Genomic DNA, 20,569 nt, shown 5'->3' on the forward strand with positions numbered 1-20,569 from the left:
ATGATGGTAGTTTATCTTTGCACAAACTCCTTTATCCCAATCGCGATACAAGTTATGACACTCAATTTATATTTACTGCGACATGGAGAAACTACCTTTAGTCAAAGTGGTAATTTCTGCGGTGAAACTGATGCGGAGTTGACAACAGAGGGGATGGAGATGGCATCTGCTTTTGCCGATGTTTATCAACAATTGAAGTGGGAAGGGGTTTATGTTAGCCCAATGAAACGCACAATTGCAACTGCCAAGCCATTTTGTGATGCTATCGGTATAGATATGCAGTTGCGTGACGGACTTAGAGAAGGTAGTTACGGCGAATGGGAAACTAAGAGTAAATCGTTTGCTCAAGAGAATTACGCAGAGAATTATCTAAAATGGGTGACAGAACCAGCTTGGAATGCACCACTAGGTGGAGAAACTGCGGTAGATATTGCTAACCGTTCTATGCCTGTAATTGCTGAAATTCAAGAAAAACATCCCCAAGGTAATGTTTTAGTAGTTTCTCATAAAGCCACGATTCGGATTATGCTTTGCAGTTTACTGGGAATTGATTTGGGACGCTATCGCTATCGGGTGAATATTTTGGTCGCCTCGGTAAGTATGGTTAAATTTGACGTTAATGGCCCTTTATTAGAAATATTAGGCGATCGCCATCATATACCCGATCGTATTCGCTCTCGTCCGGGAACATAATAGTCTCTTAGGGATTTGCAAAAAATAAATTATCCTAAATTATTTCTAGATTTGTAGGGGCACAAGACCTTGCACCCCTACAATTATTTTTTAACTGGAAGGCACTGTTTTGCCCGCCTTCAGAGTGATGGCGTAACCGCCCGCTGTAGGCGTTGGGATAAAAAATAAACAATTTCTGGTTGCAATTGATGACAAATTAGTACTTCGACAAAACTTGATGGAAGTGAGAAATTCCATATTCAATATCTGCAAACTGAAGTACACCATAAGCTTTGGAATGAACGCTTGCTTGTAGCGATCGCACCACCCCAAAGTCTTCATTTAACACCCGCTCAAATTCCGGTCGAAATTCATCTTGCTTATAAGGAAATGCTTCCATCTGTGCTTTTGTTTGATAAATAAAAACCTCAAACTTAGTTCTTGTGGGAGATAAAGGAGTCAGCCGAAAAACTGAAACTTTGTCTCTTGCAGTATTCACCATCATATTAGGAAAGATGAAGCCCTGATACGATTGTCCCCTTGGTTCTCCAGCAAAAGCAGGGTGATCTTTGACAAATTCATCATCTGTAAAAGGAACAAATATCTGATAGTGTCGCCCAGTTGGAGTATAAATAATATTCTTCGGGTCGAAACACTTTAAACTTTGGGCATGAACAACTGACAAGTGATAACACTCTAGATAATTTTCAATGGGAAATTTCCAATTGGCTGGCTCTTCATAAAACCAACGATCGACCTGCTGAAGTTCTTGCCAGGAGTGCTGATATTGCTCTAAATAGTCTGAGAATCCGGCTAAATAACTGATTAATGATTCGCCTTCTGCTTCTGAGCAAATAAAGATAAAGCCGCCCCATGTCTCTACTCGTCCCTTAGCTAGATAGACAGCCGACTTATCTAAATTGGGAAAACACTCAGCGCGAGGTAAACCTTTAAGATTGCCTTCATAATTGAAGTTCCAACCATGATACGGACAACGCACCCGTTGACAATGACCCTGCCCTTGCAACATCTGCGCTCCGCGATGCGGACAAACATTGTGCATTGCTTGCAATTCACCATTATTATCGCGAATCACGAACATGGGTTGATCGCCAACTTGGCAAGTTAAATAATCCCCAGGATTAGGTAGATCGGATTCACGTCCTACAAATTGCCAGGTGTTACGCCAGATAGTTTGCTGCTCGTAAGCAAAAATTCGCTCGCTAAAGTAGTAATCACCGGGTAGTCCAAATTTTGGTTGATTGGTACTAGAAGTGCGATCGAGAAATGAAGGATGGATCGAGATCATATTGTTAAATTCTATTTAATCAGTGCTATTGAGCGATCGCTGTACTCAGAACAACCCCAGATGAGATTGCCTCTTGTGCTAATTCCTGCCACCAAGCTTCCATCGCATCGATCGTTGCCCGAAATCCTGCTGCAAACTCTCCAAATTGTTCGGGTTGTATGTACGCTGCCAGAGATGTTCTCAAGCCCGCTTCATGTTCAATTTCCCACTCATCTAAATGTTTGCTAAAGAAATATTCCAAATCTTTGGGCATTGCTCCTTCCAGCAACCAATTTACAAGTTGCACGATCAGAGTTAATTCTGGAATTGAGGTTGCCTCGATCGCATAGGTTGCCCCCAATACATAGGGTATTTGTTGCTCAAATATCGATTGCACAGTTCTTAACAATTTGGATGTAGCGATCGATGGCGTTACGTTCTTCACAGGAACATTCAGTCCTTGTTCTAACCCTTCAGCTAAAAGCGTGTAATGAGAAATTCCTTGTGTACTTTTGCCCATCTCTTCGGCAATGTTTTCTTTGAGTTCTTGGGCTACAATGTCCCATTCTGCTACCAGCGCTTTCTGTCTTGCTAATTCTGTGAAACCCACTAACTCCTTTGGAAAAATCGAATATTGCTGCATGATATAAGCAATCTGAGCAAAGCTTGCTTGACTGAGCATTTGTGCAACAGGATTGTTTGTAATACTAAATGCCAGGTAATCCTGAGCGAGCAGTTGATTCAACTGCTGAGTTAGGCGATCGAATGTGTTCACAATTTTAGTCATTTCAAGAGTTGAAGTAGTTTCGGTCGATTTGTCTCAAAAATTGCTGTGAATATCAAAAAGGTGATACTAGCGGCAATATCAAAACCAAGCAAAATTGATACGTAAAATTAATACGCATTTCACTGGGCTGATTACCAAGTATTTCTAATTACAGCAAAGGGAAAATTGATACTCAGTTAGCTTGGTTGATTACCAAAGATTGCTGAATACCGATATCAGGACTGAACTTGCAAATAGTTAATTTATGAAGTTTTTGGCAATCAAGAATGCCAAATTTGGTTTTTGGAATCCAAGAAGCTTGAATTTTATTACTTTAGATATTAAATCATTATAAACATTTATATTTCATTAAGATTATTAAAGTAATCTTTCAATAACGAAACATTTACTAAGTATTAATATTTAAGTAAACTTACTTACTAAATATTAATACTTAGTAAATCAGATTAAATATCCCAAGTAGCGGAACACACAGGTATTTATCTTGTTTTCAGAAGCAAAGAACGAGCTTGATTGAGGATAAAGTTCAGGAAGATGAAGCACAAATTATCTGAATAAAGTATAAATACAACTAAGTGATTTTTCTGGTATTTGATAGTATGAAGTTTGTGATGGGTAATCTAGGTTAAGCCAAGACCTGAGCGAACCAAGATTTACCACTCATGAAGATACATTCATCTAGCAAAGTCCGTGCATTTTCATTACACCTTGTTCTGATCGTTCCTTTCGTATTGCAAGTTTTTGCCATCGTGGGACTGGTTGGGTATGTGTCATTTAAAAATGGCGAGAAAGCGGTGAACGATCTGGCGGATCAGTTGATGGAACGAACTAGTGGTGAAGTAAATCAACATTTGGATGCTTACCTGTCGATTCCCCATAAAGTTATCCAGTTAAATGCAGATGCAATTAGCATGGGATTGCTGGATGTGCGCGATCGCCTCAAGGTTGGTAAGTATTTCTGGCACGAAATGCAAGCCTATGACTTAACCTTTATCAGCTTGAACCTAGCAACTGGAGAAGGAACTGGAGCCGGTCGTTACGATGGCAAAACAGTGACAATCGATGATAACGCAATCAAAACTCCAAGTCTGCCGAAAAATACGAAAACTTACTTAACAGATAATCATGGCAACCCAACCAAAGTGATGACAACCAGTACTTGGGATACCGTCAATGAACTTGCCTATACTGAACCTGTAAAAGCCGGAAAACCTATCTGGGTTCGCATTTATACTTATTACGATCCTGCTTATCCCCCCTATATTGTGGCATCGGCAGGTCGTCCGATTTATGATGCCAGCAAAAAACTGATTGGTGTTGTCGGGGCTGAAATTCACCTGTTGAAACTCAGTGAATTTTTACAAAAATTAAATGTCAGCCACTTTGGACAAGTTTTTATTATGGAGCGTGATGGTATGTTGGTTGCCAATTCTGCTCAAGAAAAGCCTTTTACTGTAGTCAATAACCAAATTAAACGCCTGAAAGCGATCGACAGCCCCAATCCGGCGGTACAAAACATTGCCAAGCAGCTTCAGCAGCGCATTCCAAATTTCCAGTCGATTACCAATACCCAAAAACTGAAAGTTAATGTTCAAGGGGAAAATTTCTATGTGCATATTGTACCTTGGCGAGACCAACATGGTTTGGACTGGTTAGTGGTAGTTGGTATTCCGGAAAAAACTTACATGGCGCAAATCCATGCAAACACCCAAATTAGTATCCTGCTGTGTTTTGGGGCGCTGATAGTCGCAACAACGATTGGCATATTTACCTCGCGTTGGATTGCCCATCCTATCTTGCGCTTGAATCAGACTACCCAGGCAATAGCATTTGGTGATTTACAACAGACACTCGAAGAAGGGAATATCAATGAACTCAACACTCTTGCTCACTCTTTTAATCACATGGCAGGACAATTGCGCGAATCCTTTGTGGCTTTAGAAAATAGTAATGCAGAACTAGAAGCGCGAGTCGAACAACGGACTGTTGAACTGAAAACAGCCTTGAGTGAATTGCAACGTACCCAAGCACAAGTAGTTCAAAGTGAAAAAATGTCTAGTCTGGGTCAACTGGTAGCAGGTATTGCTCATGAAATCAATAACCCAGTCAACTTTATTCACGGCAATCTTACTTACTTGGATGAATATACTGAAAACTTGTTACAGATAATTTATCTCTACCAAGAACGCCATTCTAGTCATGACCCAGAAATTCAAGCATTAGCAGAGAAAATCGATCTAGAATTTCTTGTCGAAGATTTACAAAAGATGCTGTCTTCGATGAAAATGGGGACTGAAAGAATTTGTAATATTGTGCTATCGCTGCGGAATTTTTCGCGTATGGATGAAGCGGAATTTAAGACAGTTGATATTCATGAAGGTATCGAAAGTACGCTCTTGATTCTGCAACATCGCCTTAAAGATAAACCAGACCGTCCAGCAATTGAAGTTATTAAAGATTATGGCAACTTGCCACAAGTGGAATGCTATCCTGGTCAACTCAACCAAGTATTGATGAATATTTTGGTAAATGCAATCGATGCCCTTGATGAAGCAGACATCAAGCGTACCTCTCAACAGATACAAGAAAATCCCAGTCAAATGACTATCCGCACTTCAGTAGTTGATTCACAATCAATAGAAATTGCGATCGCTGATAATGCACAAGGAATGCCAGAATCGGTTCAAAAGCGGATCTTCGATCCATTTTTTACTACCAAACCTGTAGGCAAAGGAACAGGTATGGGTATGGCAATCAGCTACCAAATCATTACGGAAAAGCATGGTGGGAAATTGCTATGTTTTTCTAGCCTTGGGCAAGGCACTAATTTCATAATTCAAGTGCCTATCCGGCAACAAGCTCCTGAAAGCGTCGTCAAAGTATAGACTGTTAATATCTCCCTGCTCCTCTGCCTACAAAGCGATGGGATCTTTTTTGAGTTGAAAGTCCCTGACGCGTAGGCATTGCCCAAAGTAGGCATCACCTGTTCAAAAATTATGTTTCCAACGCCAATTTTCAGCAATATTTTAACTATAATTACTTGTTGATAAATTATCTCCGACATTAAAATCTTACGAATAGGTTCAAATAAATAAGCATAGAGATAGAGGAAAAAGTTATGGCTTTGAGCGTTACACTAGAAATCGTCAATGATGTTGCTAAAATCACTTTGTCTGGAGAATTAGATGCAATGACTGCACCCATTTTCAAGACAGAGGTAGAGAAAGCAGCAGTTGAGCATCCAAAACACCTCGTGTTGTTGATGCAAGACTTAGAATATATGGCCAGTGCGGGTCTACGAGTACTTATTTTTGCTAAACAAACAATAGATGCTAATGCAAATATTTACATAGTTGCTCCGCAAGAAATGGTCTTGGAAACACTCAAAAAAACTGGAATTGATCAAAGCTTGCTTGTAGTTGATGAATATGATTCTGAATCCTTACAGAAACTCAACTAGTTACTAGCAAAAAAACAAATTTACGCTGGTAGAAACTCTAATCTGCACAAGCATCAACTAGGTAGACAATAGCATCGTCTGCAAGTGCCGCGATCGTTTCCTGACTGAGTGAAGGCTCAGAAAATATAAAATTAAAAAACATATTTTTCTGAAACCTTAATGCCTCAACCACAAAAACACCTGGAAACACCGATGCTGAAGCTACAGCATTAATTTCTTCGAGTTGAAATACCCCGTAGCGATCGTAAATGTTAACTAAACAAAGCTTAGTGACTCCAACACTTGCCAGTACTTGATTTCAGAGCATTCTCTTTGTTGCCACTGCTAGTCCAGACGCTAGCATCATACTAAATAGCTCGTTGTGCTGGATATTCGTAGCGATTTGTTGTTTCACATCGCGTGCTAAATTCCAAAAGGACATACTTGGTTTTAGGGTATGAAATGTAACAATAGATGAAGCTAATGACCCCATCTGCTCATCACTAATTATTGGTTACGTTAATTAAGAGACAATTTATAAAGTAAATTTTTAGACTACAAGACAACGCAGTATGTATTCGTGAGAAGTTAAGGTCGAGCCTTTTAAAATAATTTGTTCTTTAATAGATAGTTTTGGTTTACGACCTCCTCGTATAACAATAATTTTCACTTTTTTCAATTCTAATAAAGCTTGTTTTTCATGATACAATCATTGGGTATTTAAAATTAATTGTTGTAATTGTTCATATTCCAAACTAATCAAAAACTTTGTTTTTTAGGATTGCCTTCAAGATAATTCAGTATGTTGCTCATATATTTGTGTAAAAATATTCTCTAATGTTCTTATATTAGAATGATACTATTTTAAAGATATCTACTGTTTGGACTTTGGACAAAAAGAAGATAGTTCGCAAGTGTTCTTTCCCCTCTGCTGGCTACGAGGAAAAGTTTGTGTAGCGCACCACTAGAATTATGGCGATCGCACATAGCAATAACGCTCATAGATGATGGCTTTTATTTCCAAGTGAATTATCAACTTTAAGCTTGGGGAATTGGCAGTGAACAGAAAAAATCAAAAGTCAAAAGGAAATAGTCCGTTGGTAAGGCAGTACGTTGGCGTTAGCGTTAGCGCAGCGTTAGCGAGTCATCGAGCGTCGGTAATTGCGCACTTGTACCCTTTGGGGCAAGCAAGCTACTTACAGCGTTTTTGTCAGCAAAAGCCACTGGTGTTTAGAAGTCAGAATGCTGCATTGCCGATCGTGCTTACCCTATGCTTCTGGTTAGGGAGCATTGCTGCCAAACCCGTACTTGGACAATCGATTGTTCCAGCTAATGATGGGACAGGGACAGTTGTAACTCAAGAAGGTAATCGCATCGATATCCAAGGGGGTAAACTTTCTGGCGATCGGGCGAATCTATTTCACAGCTTAGAGAAATTTGGACTCAATCAAGAGCAGATTGCCAATTTTCTCTCGAATCCCGATATTCACAATATTCTCACACGAGTTGTCGGTGGAGATCCTTCAACCATCAATGGATTGATTCAGGTAACTGGAGGAAATTCCAACTTATTCATCATGAATCCAGCAGGAGTCATTTTTGGGCCGAATGCCCAAATTAACCTTCCGGCTGACTTTACAGTAACGACTGCTACAGCAATTGGTTTTGACAATCGCTTTTGGTTTAATGCAGTCGGTAAAAATGATTACTCAAATTTAAATGGCAATCCCTCTGGGTTTGCCTTTGATTTCGCCAATCCTGGGACTATTATCAATGCTGGTAGTTTGGCAGTTTTAGAAAAACACAATCTGGCTTTAATCGGTGGGAGTATTATCAATACGGCTACATTGAGCGCACCTGGCGGCAATATCACTCTTGCAGCAGTACCGGGGACAAACCTGATTCGGATCTCTCAAGCGGGAAACCTGCTGAGTTTAGAGCTAGAACTACCAAGAAATACAACAGACCAACACCTAGCAATTAACCCTCTGGATTTGCCAACGCTGTTAACCCAAGGGGCTAAGGGACTCAATCTGGGTGTAAGACCTAATTTAGATGCTGGCACAGTGCAGTTAACACGATCTGGTACAACTATCCCAACTGCCGCAGGAACTACGATCGCTTCTGGAACCCTAGATGTTTCCAATACAAAAGTTATGCAGACAGGTGGTACAGTAAACGTCTTGGGCGATCGCGTCGGATTGATTGGTGCTAACATTAATGCCTCTGGCACAGCTGGTGGCGGCATCGTTCGGATTGGGGGAGACTACAAAGGTCAAGGTATTTTGCCCAATGCCTCACAGACGTTTGTTAGTAGTGATTCGGTAATTAATGCTAACGCCCTGCGAAACGGTGATGGCGGTCGGGCGATCGTTTGGTCAGATAATAACACTCAGTTCTTTGGTAAAATCGACGCCATCGGCGGGCTTAATGCTGGGAATGGCGGGTTAGTAGAAGTATCTAGCAAGGGATTGCTCTTATTTCAAGGCTTAGTTGATTTGCTCTCGCCTGCGGGGGAAGTCGGCACGCTCCTGCTAGATCCGACTGATATCACCATCAGCAGCGCGATGGATACCAACAGTATGACCTTCGGTAAAGGTATATTTGCTGACACCACCACAACCTCTTCTAATCTCAACTCGACTACGCTAGAAAATCAACTAGCTTTGAGTAATGTTACCGTTTCGACAACATCGGGTTTGGCTGGTAAAGGAGATATTACAGTCAGCAATCCGATCTCATGGAGTAGCGGTTCTGACTTGAAATTAGCTGCCGATCGCAATATCAACATCAATGCCAACATCGGCACAACGAGTACTGCCAATGCAAATCTAACGCTAGAAGCTAATAACAGTATTTTTATCAACTCAAATGCCAAGCTAACAGCCAGTGGTGTGGGGAAGTTGGATGTCACCCTCAATGCAAATCGAGACGGGATCAATGGAGGAGCGATCGCCTTCAAAAGCGGTGCTGCGATCGATTCTAATGGAGGCAATATAATTCTGGGCGGTAGTAGTAACCCCTTAAACGAACCGACACAAGGAACAGCAGCAAATCCCATTGGAGTCAGCCTTAATGGAGCTACTATCAACTCTGGTACTGGCAATATTTCGATTAAAGGTCAGGGAAACAACGCTGATGCGAGCGAACAGAAAGGCGTTTGGCTGAATAATAGCAGCATCATGGCTGAAAATGGAGATATCAGCTTAACAGGCATAGGCTACGGGAATGGAAACAATAACAACGGGATTCAGCTTAACAATAGCCTGGTGAGTTCCACGGGTACTGGAAAGATTACACTCCAAGGTACTAGTAACGCCAGAGGAGGTAGCGACAACGACGGCATTGAAGTAAACAGTAGCATCATCACCGCGACTAAGACGGGGACAATTAATCTTGAGGGGATTGCCGGAGTCGGGACTGATATTAGTGAGGGGATATATATCGGTCGCAATTCCAAAGTCAGTTCAGCCAATGGAAATATCAACCTCATGGGTACTGGCGGTAATGGAGAGGGAAATCGTAACTTCGGCATTTTACTGGAAGACGGCGCAGAGGTGGAATCGACGGCAACAGGAAATATAAGCTTAGATGGCGCTAGTAGAAACAGCACAGAAGGAATTAGCATTAAGAACAGTTCGATTAACCCCACTGGAACAGGCAGTGGTACGATCGCCCTCACTGCTGATGAAATGAACTTCCTTGGCTCCACCCAAATCAAAGGTACTGGTATCCTTCAGTTGCAGCCTCGTACTCCTAGCTTAGGCATTACCTTGGGTGGCAACATTAACGATGCCCGTTTAAATCTAAATGCCAGTAAATTAAACACCTGGCAAAATGGCTTTTCTCAAATATCGATCGGGCGAGATAACAGCAGCGGTAGCATTACCTTGGCAGGTGATGTGACTTTCAACGATCCGGTTACTTTGCGATCGCCCTTTGGCTCAGGTTCCATCAACACTAGTGGATTTCAACTCACAGGAGCCGACAATGCCATCCTTAACCTGCAAGCCAACCAAAATATTACTACTGGCGATGTGGTAAATCAAGGTCGAGAGATTAGAATAACCAGTACCAGTGGCAATATCAATACCAGTGCGGGAACTCTCAACACTAGTTCTACAACTGGGAATGGGGGAGCGATCACTCTCGAAAGCGGCGATGCCATTTCTACGGGCAACCTGAACAGTTCAGGAGTTAACGGTGGTGCCATCATCGCCAAAGCTGCCACCAATATTACCACTGGCGCAATTGATTCCAGCAGTAGTTTCGGCAACGGTGGCAATGTCACCCTTGACTCCAGCCGCGACATTCAAGCTACCCAGATTAACGCCCAAGGTGGGAAAAACGGTAGAGGTGGTGACATAGATATCACTGCTAGACAATTTTTCCGCGTCACAGACACCTTCACCGACAGCAACAACGGTCTGGCTAGCATTTCCAGCCTTGGGGGTAATGGTGGGGGAGACATCACGATCCGGCATGGGGGAGGCAGCTTAAATCCGTTTCAGATTGGCAATGCCTCGGTAAATGGTACAGCTGGTGCGATCGTTGGCGGGAAAATCTCTATTATCCCCCCACCACCTGCAACTGAGACTCCACTTGTTAACTTTAATCCCGTCGATCTCAGCAATCCCTTCCCTGTTACCCAGCCACTACAAGTAACCTTTGCCTCCACACCAGCAACGGACACCAACCTACCACAACTGGAAGAAGCCTTCACCAAGACTTTTGAGAACCATTTGGGCATCAGCAATGTCCGCATCAAAACCTTAAAAGAAGCCCAAGCTATATTGCGCCGAATTGAACAAGCCACTGGCATTAAATCTGCCCTGATTTATGTCTTATTTCAACCCAAAACCGAGGAAGACTCCAAATCTCAACCAGAGGAGGCTATTAAGCAACCGCAACCTATTTGGGAGTTCAATTCTCAAAGTTTGGAGCAGCGCCGACAGCAAGTACAACCCACTACGCAACAAGCTCAAGGTAACTACCAGCTCGAACTAGTTATGGTCACTTCCTCTGGAACACCAATCAGACGGCAGATTCAAGGAGCGACGCGAGAGCAAGTCCTCAAAAACGCTCAAGAATTCCAAGCAGCTATCACTAACATTCAACGCTCTCCCCCATATCTAGCTTTGGCTCAAAAGCTCTATAAGTGGCTGCTTGGGCCTTTGGAAAAGGATTTACAAGCTCAAAAAATCACGAATCTTAGCTTTTTGATGGACACGGGTTTACGCTCCCTGCCCATCGCCGCCCTGCATGACGGACAGGGGTTTATTGTGGAAAGATACAGCGTTGGTCTTATGCCCAGCCTATCACTTACTGACACTCGCTATGCAAATGTGAGAAATCAGCAAGTCTTAGCGATGGGAGCCGATCGCTTCCCCGATCAAAAGCCCTTACCAGCAGCTTCAGTAGAGTTGTCTTTAATCGTCAGTCAATTGTGGCCTGGCAAGTCTTTCCTTAACGAAAACTTCACAGTGGAAAAGCTCAAACAAGCCCGCGCTTTACAAACGTTTGGTATTGTCCATTTCTCTACCCATGCCAACTTTCAGCCTGGTAATATCAATAAATCCTATATTGAGTTTTGGTATAGCAAATTACTAATTAGCCAATTGCAGCAGTTGAAATTAAGTCAGCCACCAGTGGAACTATTGGTTTTGAGTGCCTGTCGTACAGCATTAGGGAACCCAGAAGCGGAGTTGGGATTTGCAGGTTTGGCGGTGTTAGCAGGAGTGAAATCAGCGATGGGCAGTCTATGGTCTGTCAACGATGAAAGCACAATGGGACTAATGACAAGTTTCTACGAGAAATTGAAAGAAACTCCCATCAAAGCAGAGGCTCTACGGCAAGCACAGGTAGCAATGCTCAAGGGTCAGGTGCGACTAGAGAAGGGTCGGTTGGTAACAGCGAGTCAGAGTTTTCCTTTACCGCTGGAGTTAAGACAGATAGGAGACAAAGAATTTGCTCATCCTTATTATTGGAGCGGTTTCACGCTCGTCGGCAATCCCTGGTAAGGGACTTCCAGAAAATAAACACTCCAATTTACTGGAATCATCTTTTTCTGTCTTCCCCCTGCCCCCCGCCCCCTGCTCCTTGTCCTCTTCGTTGACTCAGCACTGGCTCAACCTTAGCTATCCGCTAACAGCACTCAACTATACTTCTGAAAAGACTGATTTACTGCTTCAAAGATTTACGTTCAATAGAAGTCCTTACGCGGATCATGAATTTACCAAAATCTTTTCTGTTTTTAGCGATCCTTGTTAGCGCACTTTCTCCCACCATTGTCACTTTTGCTAGCTTGCCATCACGGCGATCGGCATCGGACTTGGAGTGGAAAGTTAGTCTCAAATTCCCACCTGTAGATGACCGAGGAGCGCCCTCTCAAACATTGGGTGGAGGAACGCGTGGCTCTTCTTGTATCGATGAGAGAGGAATACCGATAACGCCTTTGATGCCGTCAAAAAAGAATTTTGGGAAAACGATTGCAGCCAATCCCACACTATATTGGTACATTCCTGAAAATAGTGCCCAATCTGGAGAATTGGCTTTGACAGATGAAGCCGGAAATCAGGTTTATCTGACAACTTTTAAACTGCCTAGTACTCCCGGCATCATTAAACTGGAATTACCTGCAAATGTTTCTCTCCAAATTGGTAAGTATTATCGATGGTACTTCACGATGATTTGCGATTTTCAAGACCGCTCTCAGGATGAATCTGTCAAGGGATTACTCCAGCGTACTGAAGTAAGTTCATCCCTGAAAAATCAGCTAGCTGGGGCAGGACTTCTAGAACAGGCAAAAATTTATGCAGAGTCTCAAATTTGGCAGGAAGCACTGAATACCGTTGCTCAATTGCGCCGCCAGAAGCCAACTGAATGGGAAGAACTTTTACAATCAGTCGGTTTAGAAACGATCGCCAAAGAACCTTTCCTTGACTGCTGCACGAGCGATCGCTAACCTCAGTACAGCTAGATGAACAGCAAAGTTAAAACGGCTACCTTGCTACCCGGAAAAATTAATTTTGGTATAAAAAAGATGATCTGGAGAAAGTGGAAAAAGCTACTGTGGCAATGGCGCGGTGTTTTGATTACTACTCCTAGTGTGGCTGGTGTAGTCATCTTATTACGCTTTGCTGGTTTAATGCAGCCTTGGGAGTTAGAGGCTTTCGATGGATATATGCGTCTGCGACCCCAAGAAGCACCCGACGATCGAATTGTCATTGTGGGAGTAAATCTTGCAGACATGAAAAAAATTCGTCAGCCAATCGTTCCAGATGGTTTGTATGCTCAATTGTTGCAAAAATTAAAAGCTAGGAAACCACGAGCTATTGGTTTAGATATCTACCGCGATTTACCTGTAGAACCAGGACATCAAGAATTAACCAAAGTATTTACATCTACCCCTAATTTAGTCGGGATTCAAAGAGTGGTAGGAGATAACCAACGCGAGCCAATTGACCCGCCACCAGCACTCAAAGATAAAGGGCAAGTAGGTGCAAATGATTTGGTTTTAGATCCAGATAAAAAGGTAAGACGCAGTTTGCTCTACTTAACAGATAAAAATGGAGAGACTATTTACAGTTTTGGATTATATTTAGCTTTACTTTATCTCGATGCCGAAGGCATTGCACCAGAAACTTCTGGACAGACAAAAAATTGGCAGTTAGGAAAGACAAGATTTATCCCCTTTGCCGCTAATGATGGCGGCTATGTGCGAGCTGATGACCGTGGCTACCAAATTTTTATAAATTACAGGGGGCCAGCTAGGCGCTTTTCTACAGTCACGATGACAGATATTTTAGAAGACAAGGTACCACCAGAATGGGGACGCGATCGCATTATTTTGATTGGTAACGTCAGCGAGAGTTTTGAGGATTTATTCTTCACTCCCTATAGTAGTGGTTTGTTGACTTCCCCAGAACCTATGCCTGGGGTAGAAATTCACGCGAATATGGCTAGCCAAATTATCAGTGCAGCTACAGTAGGTCGCCCACTAATTAAGAGTTGGTCGCAGCCAATAGAAATAGGATGGATTTTTCTCTGGTCTTTTGTGGGTGCAAGTCTAACTTGGCAATGGCGATATGCAGGCGGGATAAAATTTTTATCCCTCCAGAAAATAACTAGCCCCATTTTGGCAGCAGGTGTGCTATTGACTAGTACATATACAGCCTTTATCGCCAGTTGGTGGATACCTGTAGTACCACCATTATTAGCTTTGTTGGGATCTGCGATCGCGATTACAGTCTACATCGCCCGTACTGCTGGAGAAATTCGTTATACATTTGGGCGTTACTTAAGCAAAGAAGTAGTCACTAGCTTATTAGAAAGCCCAAAAGGTTTACAGCTTGGGGGCGAACGGCGCAAAATCACCATACTCGTCTCCGATTTAAGAGGATTTACCAGTATTTCGGAACAATTACCCCCGGAAAAGGTTGTTCAAATTCTCAACTTTTATTTAGCATCAATGGCAGATATCATTACCCAGTATCAAGGAACCATTGATGAATTTACAGGTGATGGTATTTTAGTGTTGTTTGGTGCGCCTACTGCTAAAGAAGACGATACTACAAGGGCTATTGCTTGTGCGATCGCTATGCAGTTAGCAATGATGAATATAAATGAAAAGATGCAGCAGTGGAATCTGCCACCATTAGAAATGGGAATAGCTGTCAACACCGGTGAAGTTGTTGTTGGAAATATTGGTTCTTATATCCGAACCAAATATGGTGTAGTCGGTGGCCAGGTGAATCTCACCTATCGTATTGAATCCTATACAATTGGAGGACAGATTGTTATTTCAGAATCGACATTTAAAGAAGTAGAGTCAATTATTAAAATCTGTGGACAAAAGCAAGTACAAGTAAAAGGAATTAAACTACCGATAAATATTTACGAAGTTAGGGGAATTATTGGAAAATACAATCTCTTTCTAACTCAAGAAGAAGAAAGATTGCTACCCTTAGCTGAAGCAATACCAATAGAATATACAATTTTAGATGAAAAGCACATTGAAAAAACCCTTTTCCAAGGCAATTTAGTTAAACTTTCCACTAAGGGAGCCGAGGTACGTCCCAAGGATATAGAAAAAGATGTCATCCCTTCTTTATTCAGTAATATTAAATTAGTTTTATCACCAAATTCTTCAAAAGAATTAAGCGTTGATATTTATGCTAAAGTTTTAGAAAAACCAATAGAAGATGGGTTGTTTTATATCTACTTTACTACTAAAAGTTCTGAAATCAAAGTAATTCTTAGTAAGATTTAAGTAGTTGCGATCGGGCAGGAAGGAAGAGGATTTTAGGCTCGTTCATTGTTGGGAAATTGCTCAAGGATAAAAGTTAAGGGTTTTTTACCTTTTCTCCTTCCCCCAAAACCCGACAAGTATTGTCTGCCGCCCTACTTAACACTACTCTAATGAAGCAGACATTCAGTGATAGCAATAAATCTACCAAACTGTAAGCGTTTCGCGTCAGCAATATCGCATCCATCAGTTCAAAAGTTGCATCATACGCTCTAACTCAATAGTTATACGCTGCTTAACGAAATTCTTCTAATTTGGCACGTTTAATATTGGCAGATGAGAGTTGATGGTTAAACTCTGGTGATTCTGGTAAAATTAAAGTATACTCCATTGTCCTACGCAAAAAATAATTTATGCATATAATAATCTCCCTTTTGTTAGGTATATAATCATACAAAAGATAGAGATGTTAACTTATTTAATTTAATTATTATTAACAAGATATAAAGAAATATTACAGAAAGGAGTCGGCTATTAGCATCCAATTATTAAAGAATGTCGTCATCCCAAAATGGCATAGTTCCAACATTGCTCTGGATCTCAAACGTGCCGCAGAAATTGCGGATTATTGTTTAAACAATGCCACTGCAATCGATTGCAATACTGCTTTTCCCAAGCAAGAGTTTGAGCTAATTGCTAAGGTTGGGTTATTGGCTGCACCATTAGCGAAAGAATTAGGCGGATGGGGTGCAGGAATTGATGCTAATGTTACCTACGAGCTTTTAATGCTATTAAAGCAGATAGGGCATGGCAATCTGGCAGTTGGGCGAATTTATGAAGGACATATCAACGCCCTACAACTGATTCAGACCTTTGGTTCCATAGAACAGATCGCAAGCTGCGCTGATGATGCCCGCGATCGCCAGAAAATATTTGGCGTTTGGAATGCTGAAGCCTCTGATGGTGTGAAGATAATTCCTTGTGAGAATGGGCGTTATCGGTTGGAAGGTTCTAAAACGTTTTGTACTGGTACTGGCTATGTTGAACGTCCTTTCGTGAATGGAGTATTGCCAGAGGGCGGTTGGCAAATGTGCATTGTGCCAATGGACGAAGTGACAACAGTTAGCGATCCCGCTTGGTGGCAACCTTCTGGGATGCGAGCTACTGCTAGTTACAAAGTGGATTTTAGCGGTGTCGAGTTGGATCGGAGCTATTTAATCGGCCAGCCAGGAGATTACTATCGACAGCCTTGGTTATCTGTTGGGGTAATTCGGTTTGCTGCTGTGCAACTAGGTGGAGCAGAAGCACTGTTTAACCTAACTCGTCAGTATCTACAAAAGTTGGAATATACAAACGATCCATATCAACAGGAACGGCTTGGCAGAATGGCGATCGCCATTGAAAGTGGTAATCTCTGGCTGCGGGGGGCTGCGGATCGAGTAGCAGCCTATGCACCAGTGTTTGGTGGCGATCCCACTATTGTTCACCCGCAAGCAAACCAACTCGTCGCCTATGCCAACATGGTCAGGACAGCAATTGAACAAATTTGCATTGATGTGATGCATTTGTGTCAACGTTCTGTGGGAACTCGCGGCTTACTACCACCAAATCCGATGGAACGAATTATCCGAGATTTGACTCTATATCTGCGTCAACCTGCTTTTGATGCAGCCTTGGCAAATGTCGGGCAATATGTCTTGCATGAAAGTAATCCGGCTTCAATACTTTGGAATGATGAATGAATTTGGCTTGATTGCATTACCACTAGACAATCATAATGTTTTGCCCTGGCGTTCAGTGAACGAGATCGCTTGTAGCCCAGTACTGATTGTTGCACCCCATCCTGATGATGAGACATTAGGTTGTGGAGGTGCGATCGCTCTATTACGGTCTTTAAATTGTCATGTGCAAGTGTTAGTCATCAGTGATGGTAGTCTTTCACACCCTCGTTCCCAGAAATATCCCGCAGCTAGACTCCTAGCTCTGCGGGAAGCAGAAACGCTATCAGCATTAAAATTGCTGGGTGTAGAGGTGAATGATGTCACCTTCTGTAGAATGCAGGATGGGTCAATTTCAACACAGTATCAAAGTGCAGTAGCTAGTTGTCGTGCTTACATTACAGAAATCGCCCCACAAATTATCTTTTTACCCTGGCGATATGACCCTCATACAGACCACCGAGCGACGTGGAAGTTAATTCACACAGTGCTGAATGACTTGCCCTTATCCCCCCGATTGATTGAGTATCCGATTTGGGATTGGGACTTTGACCAACGAGAGAGTCTGCCAGTACCTCTTGAGGTGACAACTTGGCGATTGAATATTAGCGCAGTGGTGGAGTTAAAACAGCAAGCGATCGCTGCTTATCGTTCCCAAACTACAGACTTAATTGATGACGATCCAGAAGGCTTTCGCCTAACTCCCGAAATGTTAGCAAATTTTACTCATCCTTGGGAAGTTTATATAGAGGAAAACCGATGAACCCGTTACAATCTAATTCCCTACCACCTAGTTACTTTGATAAACTCTACAGCGAAAATCCTGACCCGTGGAAGTTTGAGACAAGTGTTTACGAAGCTAACAAATATGCTGCCACAATCGCAGCTTTACCCAAAGAGCGCTATCGGGCTGCATTTGAAATCGGTGGTTCCATTGGCGTTTTAACTGAAAAACTGCAAGAACGTTGTGACTCACTGCTCTCAGTTGATGTATCAAAATTGGCGCAGGATAGAGCAAAAGAGCGCTGTCAGCATCTCTCCAATATCAAGTTCCAGATTATGCGTGTCCCAGAGCAATATCCTGATGAAATGTTTGATTTGACCCTAGTCTCAGAAGTTGGCTATTACTGGTGCTGGGAAGACCTGAAAAAATCCCAACAGCACATTCTGGAACACCTGGAACCTGGAGGACATCTACTTTTAGTTCATTGGATACTTTATGCCCGTGATTATCCATTGAGTGGAGATGAAGTTCATGATTCCTTTTTTGAGTTGACCCCAAATAAACTGCGGCATTTAAAAGGTCAACGGGATGAAGAATATCGACTTGATTTATTCGAGCGAGTGTAAACTACCCGACGCCGACGCTATCACGTACAGCGTGCAATACTTTTCGCTTGAAGAAGAATTCAGGAGCGGAGCCGGAAACGCTTCGCCAAGGCGTCAGAATCAAGACGCGACGCTCGAATACTCGCTACCGCTTCGCTATCGCAGAATTGCTTATCAGAAACAGGTTGTCTGTATGTCCGATAAGAGATTGGTTGACGTAGCGAATGCTACGTCAACCGCGCATTCCTCCCGACGCTCTGTGTGATTGGTTGTTCTGTGACGCGCTTAGATCGAGGGTTTAAGACCCCCATTTTCTAGGCTTTTCGTAGGGTAAAGCTCTTTAGTTAGTTCCAAATCATCCTGGGTCGAATTTCCGTGGAGTTTGCTGTAACTGAGCCGTAAACTCTCAAGACGCAAGCGCAAGTCTCCAATTGCTTGTTCAATTTCCACAAATTTCCAGCGCGAAGCCCAAATTTGTTCTGACTGCTGGCGTTCTTCGACTTGTTCAAACAATTGACCAAAGGTATAAGGTTGGGTTAATTTTTCTAAAAGCCATTGGACTGAAACTCCCAGCATCTCTGCCAAGGATACGACGCTCTTGCGATCTGGTTGATAGCCATTAAGAACGCACCACCACATCACTCGTAATTGACGGCGGGCAACAAAACGAGTTTCGATAGCCCCTGCTGGCTCGACTACAAATGGTTGTTGTTGCCGTCCCATTTCTATCCATTCATTCAGCTGATTTGCTAAACCAACATTGGTACGTCCAATTTGTCTGGCCGAAGTTACTACTCGCACTAAAGAACTATGGCGAAAACGGGCATTTACCCGTACCAAAGCACGGTAAAAAGCTACATCTTCAGGAGTCCGCACTGGTGGTAAGCCTCCCGCCAGTGCATACATTTCTGCTGTTACTGCCAAACTTGCTCCATAGTGTTGATAATGTCTAGGAAATCTATCATCAGGGTCGGGATCGAGATAAGTTTCTAACTCGGTTATTAAATAGCGGTAGCCCACTTCTCGCAGATAGCAAGCTCTGGCGTAAGGGTGTAGACCCGCACGACCAGTGCGTTCAACAAGAATTCGCCCACCTACAGCATCAGCACCACAGTTAATTTCATACAGATTGGCAGCAATCCAAGTTGGGCTTACCTGCGAGTCTCCATCAGTTGAAGCGATTACTCCCCTTGTGCGTCCTAAGCTACACAAACGGCGGTGTGCTTCATCCATTAAAATCTGACGCACTCGACCAATATAAGCTTGTGCAGGAGGCAAAGTTTTTTCCACTACATGCAGTGCTATATCTGGATGTTCTTGGGCGAAACTCCGGGCTATAGCTGCTGACTCATCGCTACAATTATTTGCCAACAAAATTATCTCGTAGCGTCTGGGATCTAAAAGCTGTCCTTGTAAATCAACTTGATGTATCAGGGCAGTAAGGGTTGCTGCCAACATCTGAGCTTCATTGCGAACTGGAACAATTACACAAACTTCGCAATGCGGTGACGGTGGTATTTGGACTAAAGTTTGAGAAAAGTCTTTACCCTGCTGTACAGATGGAAAGTCAGCAACGAAGAGCAAGCGTTTACTTTCCATAAAAACCATTTTTCCATCTCCAGGAGCAGCTACACAAGATTTCATCCACGATCAGAAATTATTAATATTTGTAACTCTATTTTCAATATTTTCTCATTTATTTTGGCTCTACCTACAGTATGATTAGTGTTGATTAAAACTCTCCAAACATCAGCTATTAAAAACTAAAGTCTGTCTGCTCTCACTCAAAGCTTTACTATTCAAGGCATATTTTTATATCTTTTTGCTAACTTCAAATTTCCGACGAAAAAATCATACTTAAATCATCGATCTATTTTAGTTAATTGTTTTACTAATAATCCGTCTTAAGAATGAGATGAATAATATAACATATTATTAAGATTTATGTTTTAATAAAAACTAATCAAACCGAAGCAGATTTATGCAAAAACTTAAACGCATGATTAATAACCTGCTTTTTGGTCGTTATAAACATTCCTTGGGTAATTCTAAAAGCACATCTGTTCTTAATTTGGATCGGCTCAACCTT

At 42.3% G+C, this 20,569-nt stretch carries 12 protein-coding genes; 9 read left to right on the forward strand and 3 right to left on the reverse strand.

Annotated features, from left to right (window positions below; genetic code table 11):
* Positions 1-54: 54 nt before the first annotated feature.
* The gene (locus tag RM368_RS01560; protein ID WP_322692410.1) at positions 55-693 is read left to right on the forward strand and encodes a histidine phosphatase family protein; all 639 of its coding nucleotides are present in this window, start codon (positions 55-57) and stop codon (positions 691-693) included.
* Positions 694-889: 196 nt separating this feature from the next.
* Here the strand turns inward: RM368_RS01560 and RM368_RS01565 are convergent, their stop codons facing one another.
* Entirely contained in the window at positions 890-1,981 is a 1,092-nt protein-coding gene (locus RM368_RS01565) for an aromatic ring-hydroxylating dioxygenase subunit alpha (protein WP_322692411.1), read from the reverse strand.
* A 25-nt stretch (positions 1,982-2,006) separates the two neighbouring features.
* Positions 2,007-2,747: a DUF3865 domain-containing protein gene (locus tag RM368_RS01570; protein WP_322692412.1), complete on the reverse strand. Its 741-nt coding sequence runs from the start codon at positions 2,745-2,747 to the stop codon at positions 2,007-2,009.
* Positions 2,748-3,409: 662 nt separating this feature from the next.
* On the opposite strand from RM368_RS01570, the gene RM368_RS01575 reads away from it, so the two are divergent.
* The 8 genes from RM368_RS01575 to RM368_RS01610 all read left to right on the forward strand — a co-directional run bounded on the left by RM368_RS01575 (position 3,410) and on the right by RM368_RS01610 (position 18,501).
* Positions 3,410-5,632 carry a sensor histidine kinase gene (locus RM368_RS01575; protein ID WP_322692413.1) on the forward strand — a complete coding sequence of 741 codons (2,223 nt, stop codon included), beginning with the start codon at positions 3,410-3,412 and terminating at the stop codon, positions 5,630-5,632.
* Positions 5,633-5,865: 233 nt separating this feature from the next.
* Positions 5,866-6,207 (forward strand): STAS domain-containing protein, encoded by a 342-nt coding sequence (locus RM368_RS01580; protein ID WP_322692414.1) that lies wholly within the window; start codon positions 5,866-5,868, stop codon positions 6,205-6,207.
* 1,037 nt (positions 6,208-7,244) lie between these two features.
* A complete protein-coding gene (locus tag RM368_RS01585) occupies positions 7,245-12,206 on the forward strand; it encodes a CHAT domain-containing protein (protein WP_322692415.1) in 4,962 nt (1,653 codons plus the stop codon).
* 206 nt (positions 12,207-12,412) lie between these two features.
* Positions 12,413-13,150, forward strand: a complete 738-nt coding sequence (locus RM368_RS01590) for a DUF928 domain-containing protein (RefSeq protein WP_322692416.1) — start codon at positions 12,413-12,415, stop codon at positions 13,148-13,150.
* Between the two features lie 15 nt (positions 13,151-13,165).
* A complete protein-coding gene (locus tag RM368_RS01595) occupies positions 13,166-15,457 on the forward strand; it encodes an adenylate/guanylate cyclase domain-containing protein (protein ID WP_322692417.1) in 2,292 nt (763 codons plus the stop codon).
* Positions 15,458-16,050: 593 nt separating this feature from the next.
* Positions 16,051-17,175 (forward strand): acyl-CoA dehydrogenase family protein, encoded by a 1,125-nt coding sequence (locus tag RM368_RS01600; protein WP_322692494.1) that lies wholly within the window; start codon positions 16,051-16,053, stop codon positions 17,173-17,175.
* Complete coding sequence (locus RM368_RS01605) at positions 17,165-17,914, forward strand: PIG-L family deacetylase (RefSeq protein WP_322692418.1); 750 nt, start codon at positions 17,165-17,167, stop codon at positions 17,912-17,914. The genes RM368_RS01600 and RM368_RS01605 overlap by 11 nt, the downstream gene beginning before the upstream one ends.
* Positions 17,911-18,501 carry a class I SAM-dependent DNA methyltransferase gene (locus tag RM368_RS01610; RefSeq protein ID WP_322692419.1) on the forward strand — a complete coding sequence of 197 codons (591 nt, stop codon included), beginning with the start codon at positions 17,911-17,913 and terminating at the stop codon, positions 18,499-18,501. Before RM368_RS01605 ends, RM368_RS01610 begins: the two co-directional genes overlap by 4 nt.
* A gap of 264 nt (positions 18,502-18,765) precedes the next feature.
* Here RM368_RS01610 and RM368_RS01615 read toward each other — a convergent pair whose 3' ends face one another.
* A complete protein-coding gene (locus RM368_RS01615; protein WP_322692420.1) occupies positions 18,766-20,124 on the reverse strand; it encodes a glycosyltransferase family A protein in 1,359 nt (452 codons plus the stop codon).
* Between the last annotated feature and the right edge of the window lie 445 nt (positions 20,125-20,569).

It is taken from the genome of Nostoc sp. DedSLP03 (genome assembly GCF_034530815.1).
In the GTDB taxonomy this organism is placed as follows: Bacteria; Cyanobacteriota; Cyanobacteriia; order Cyanobacteriales; family Nostocaceae; genus Nostoc.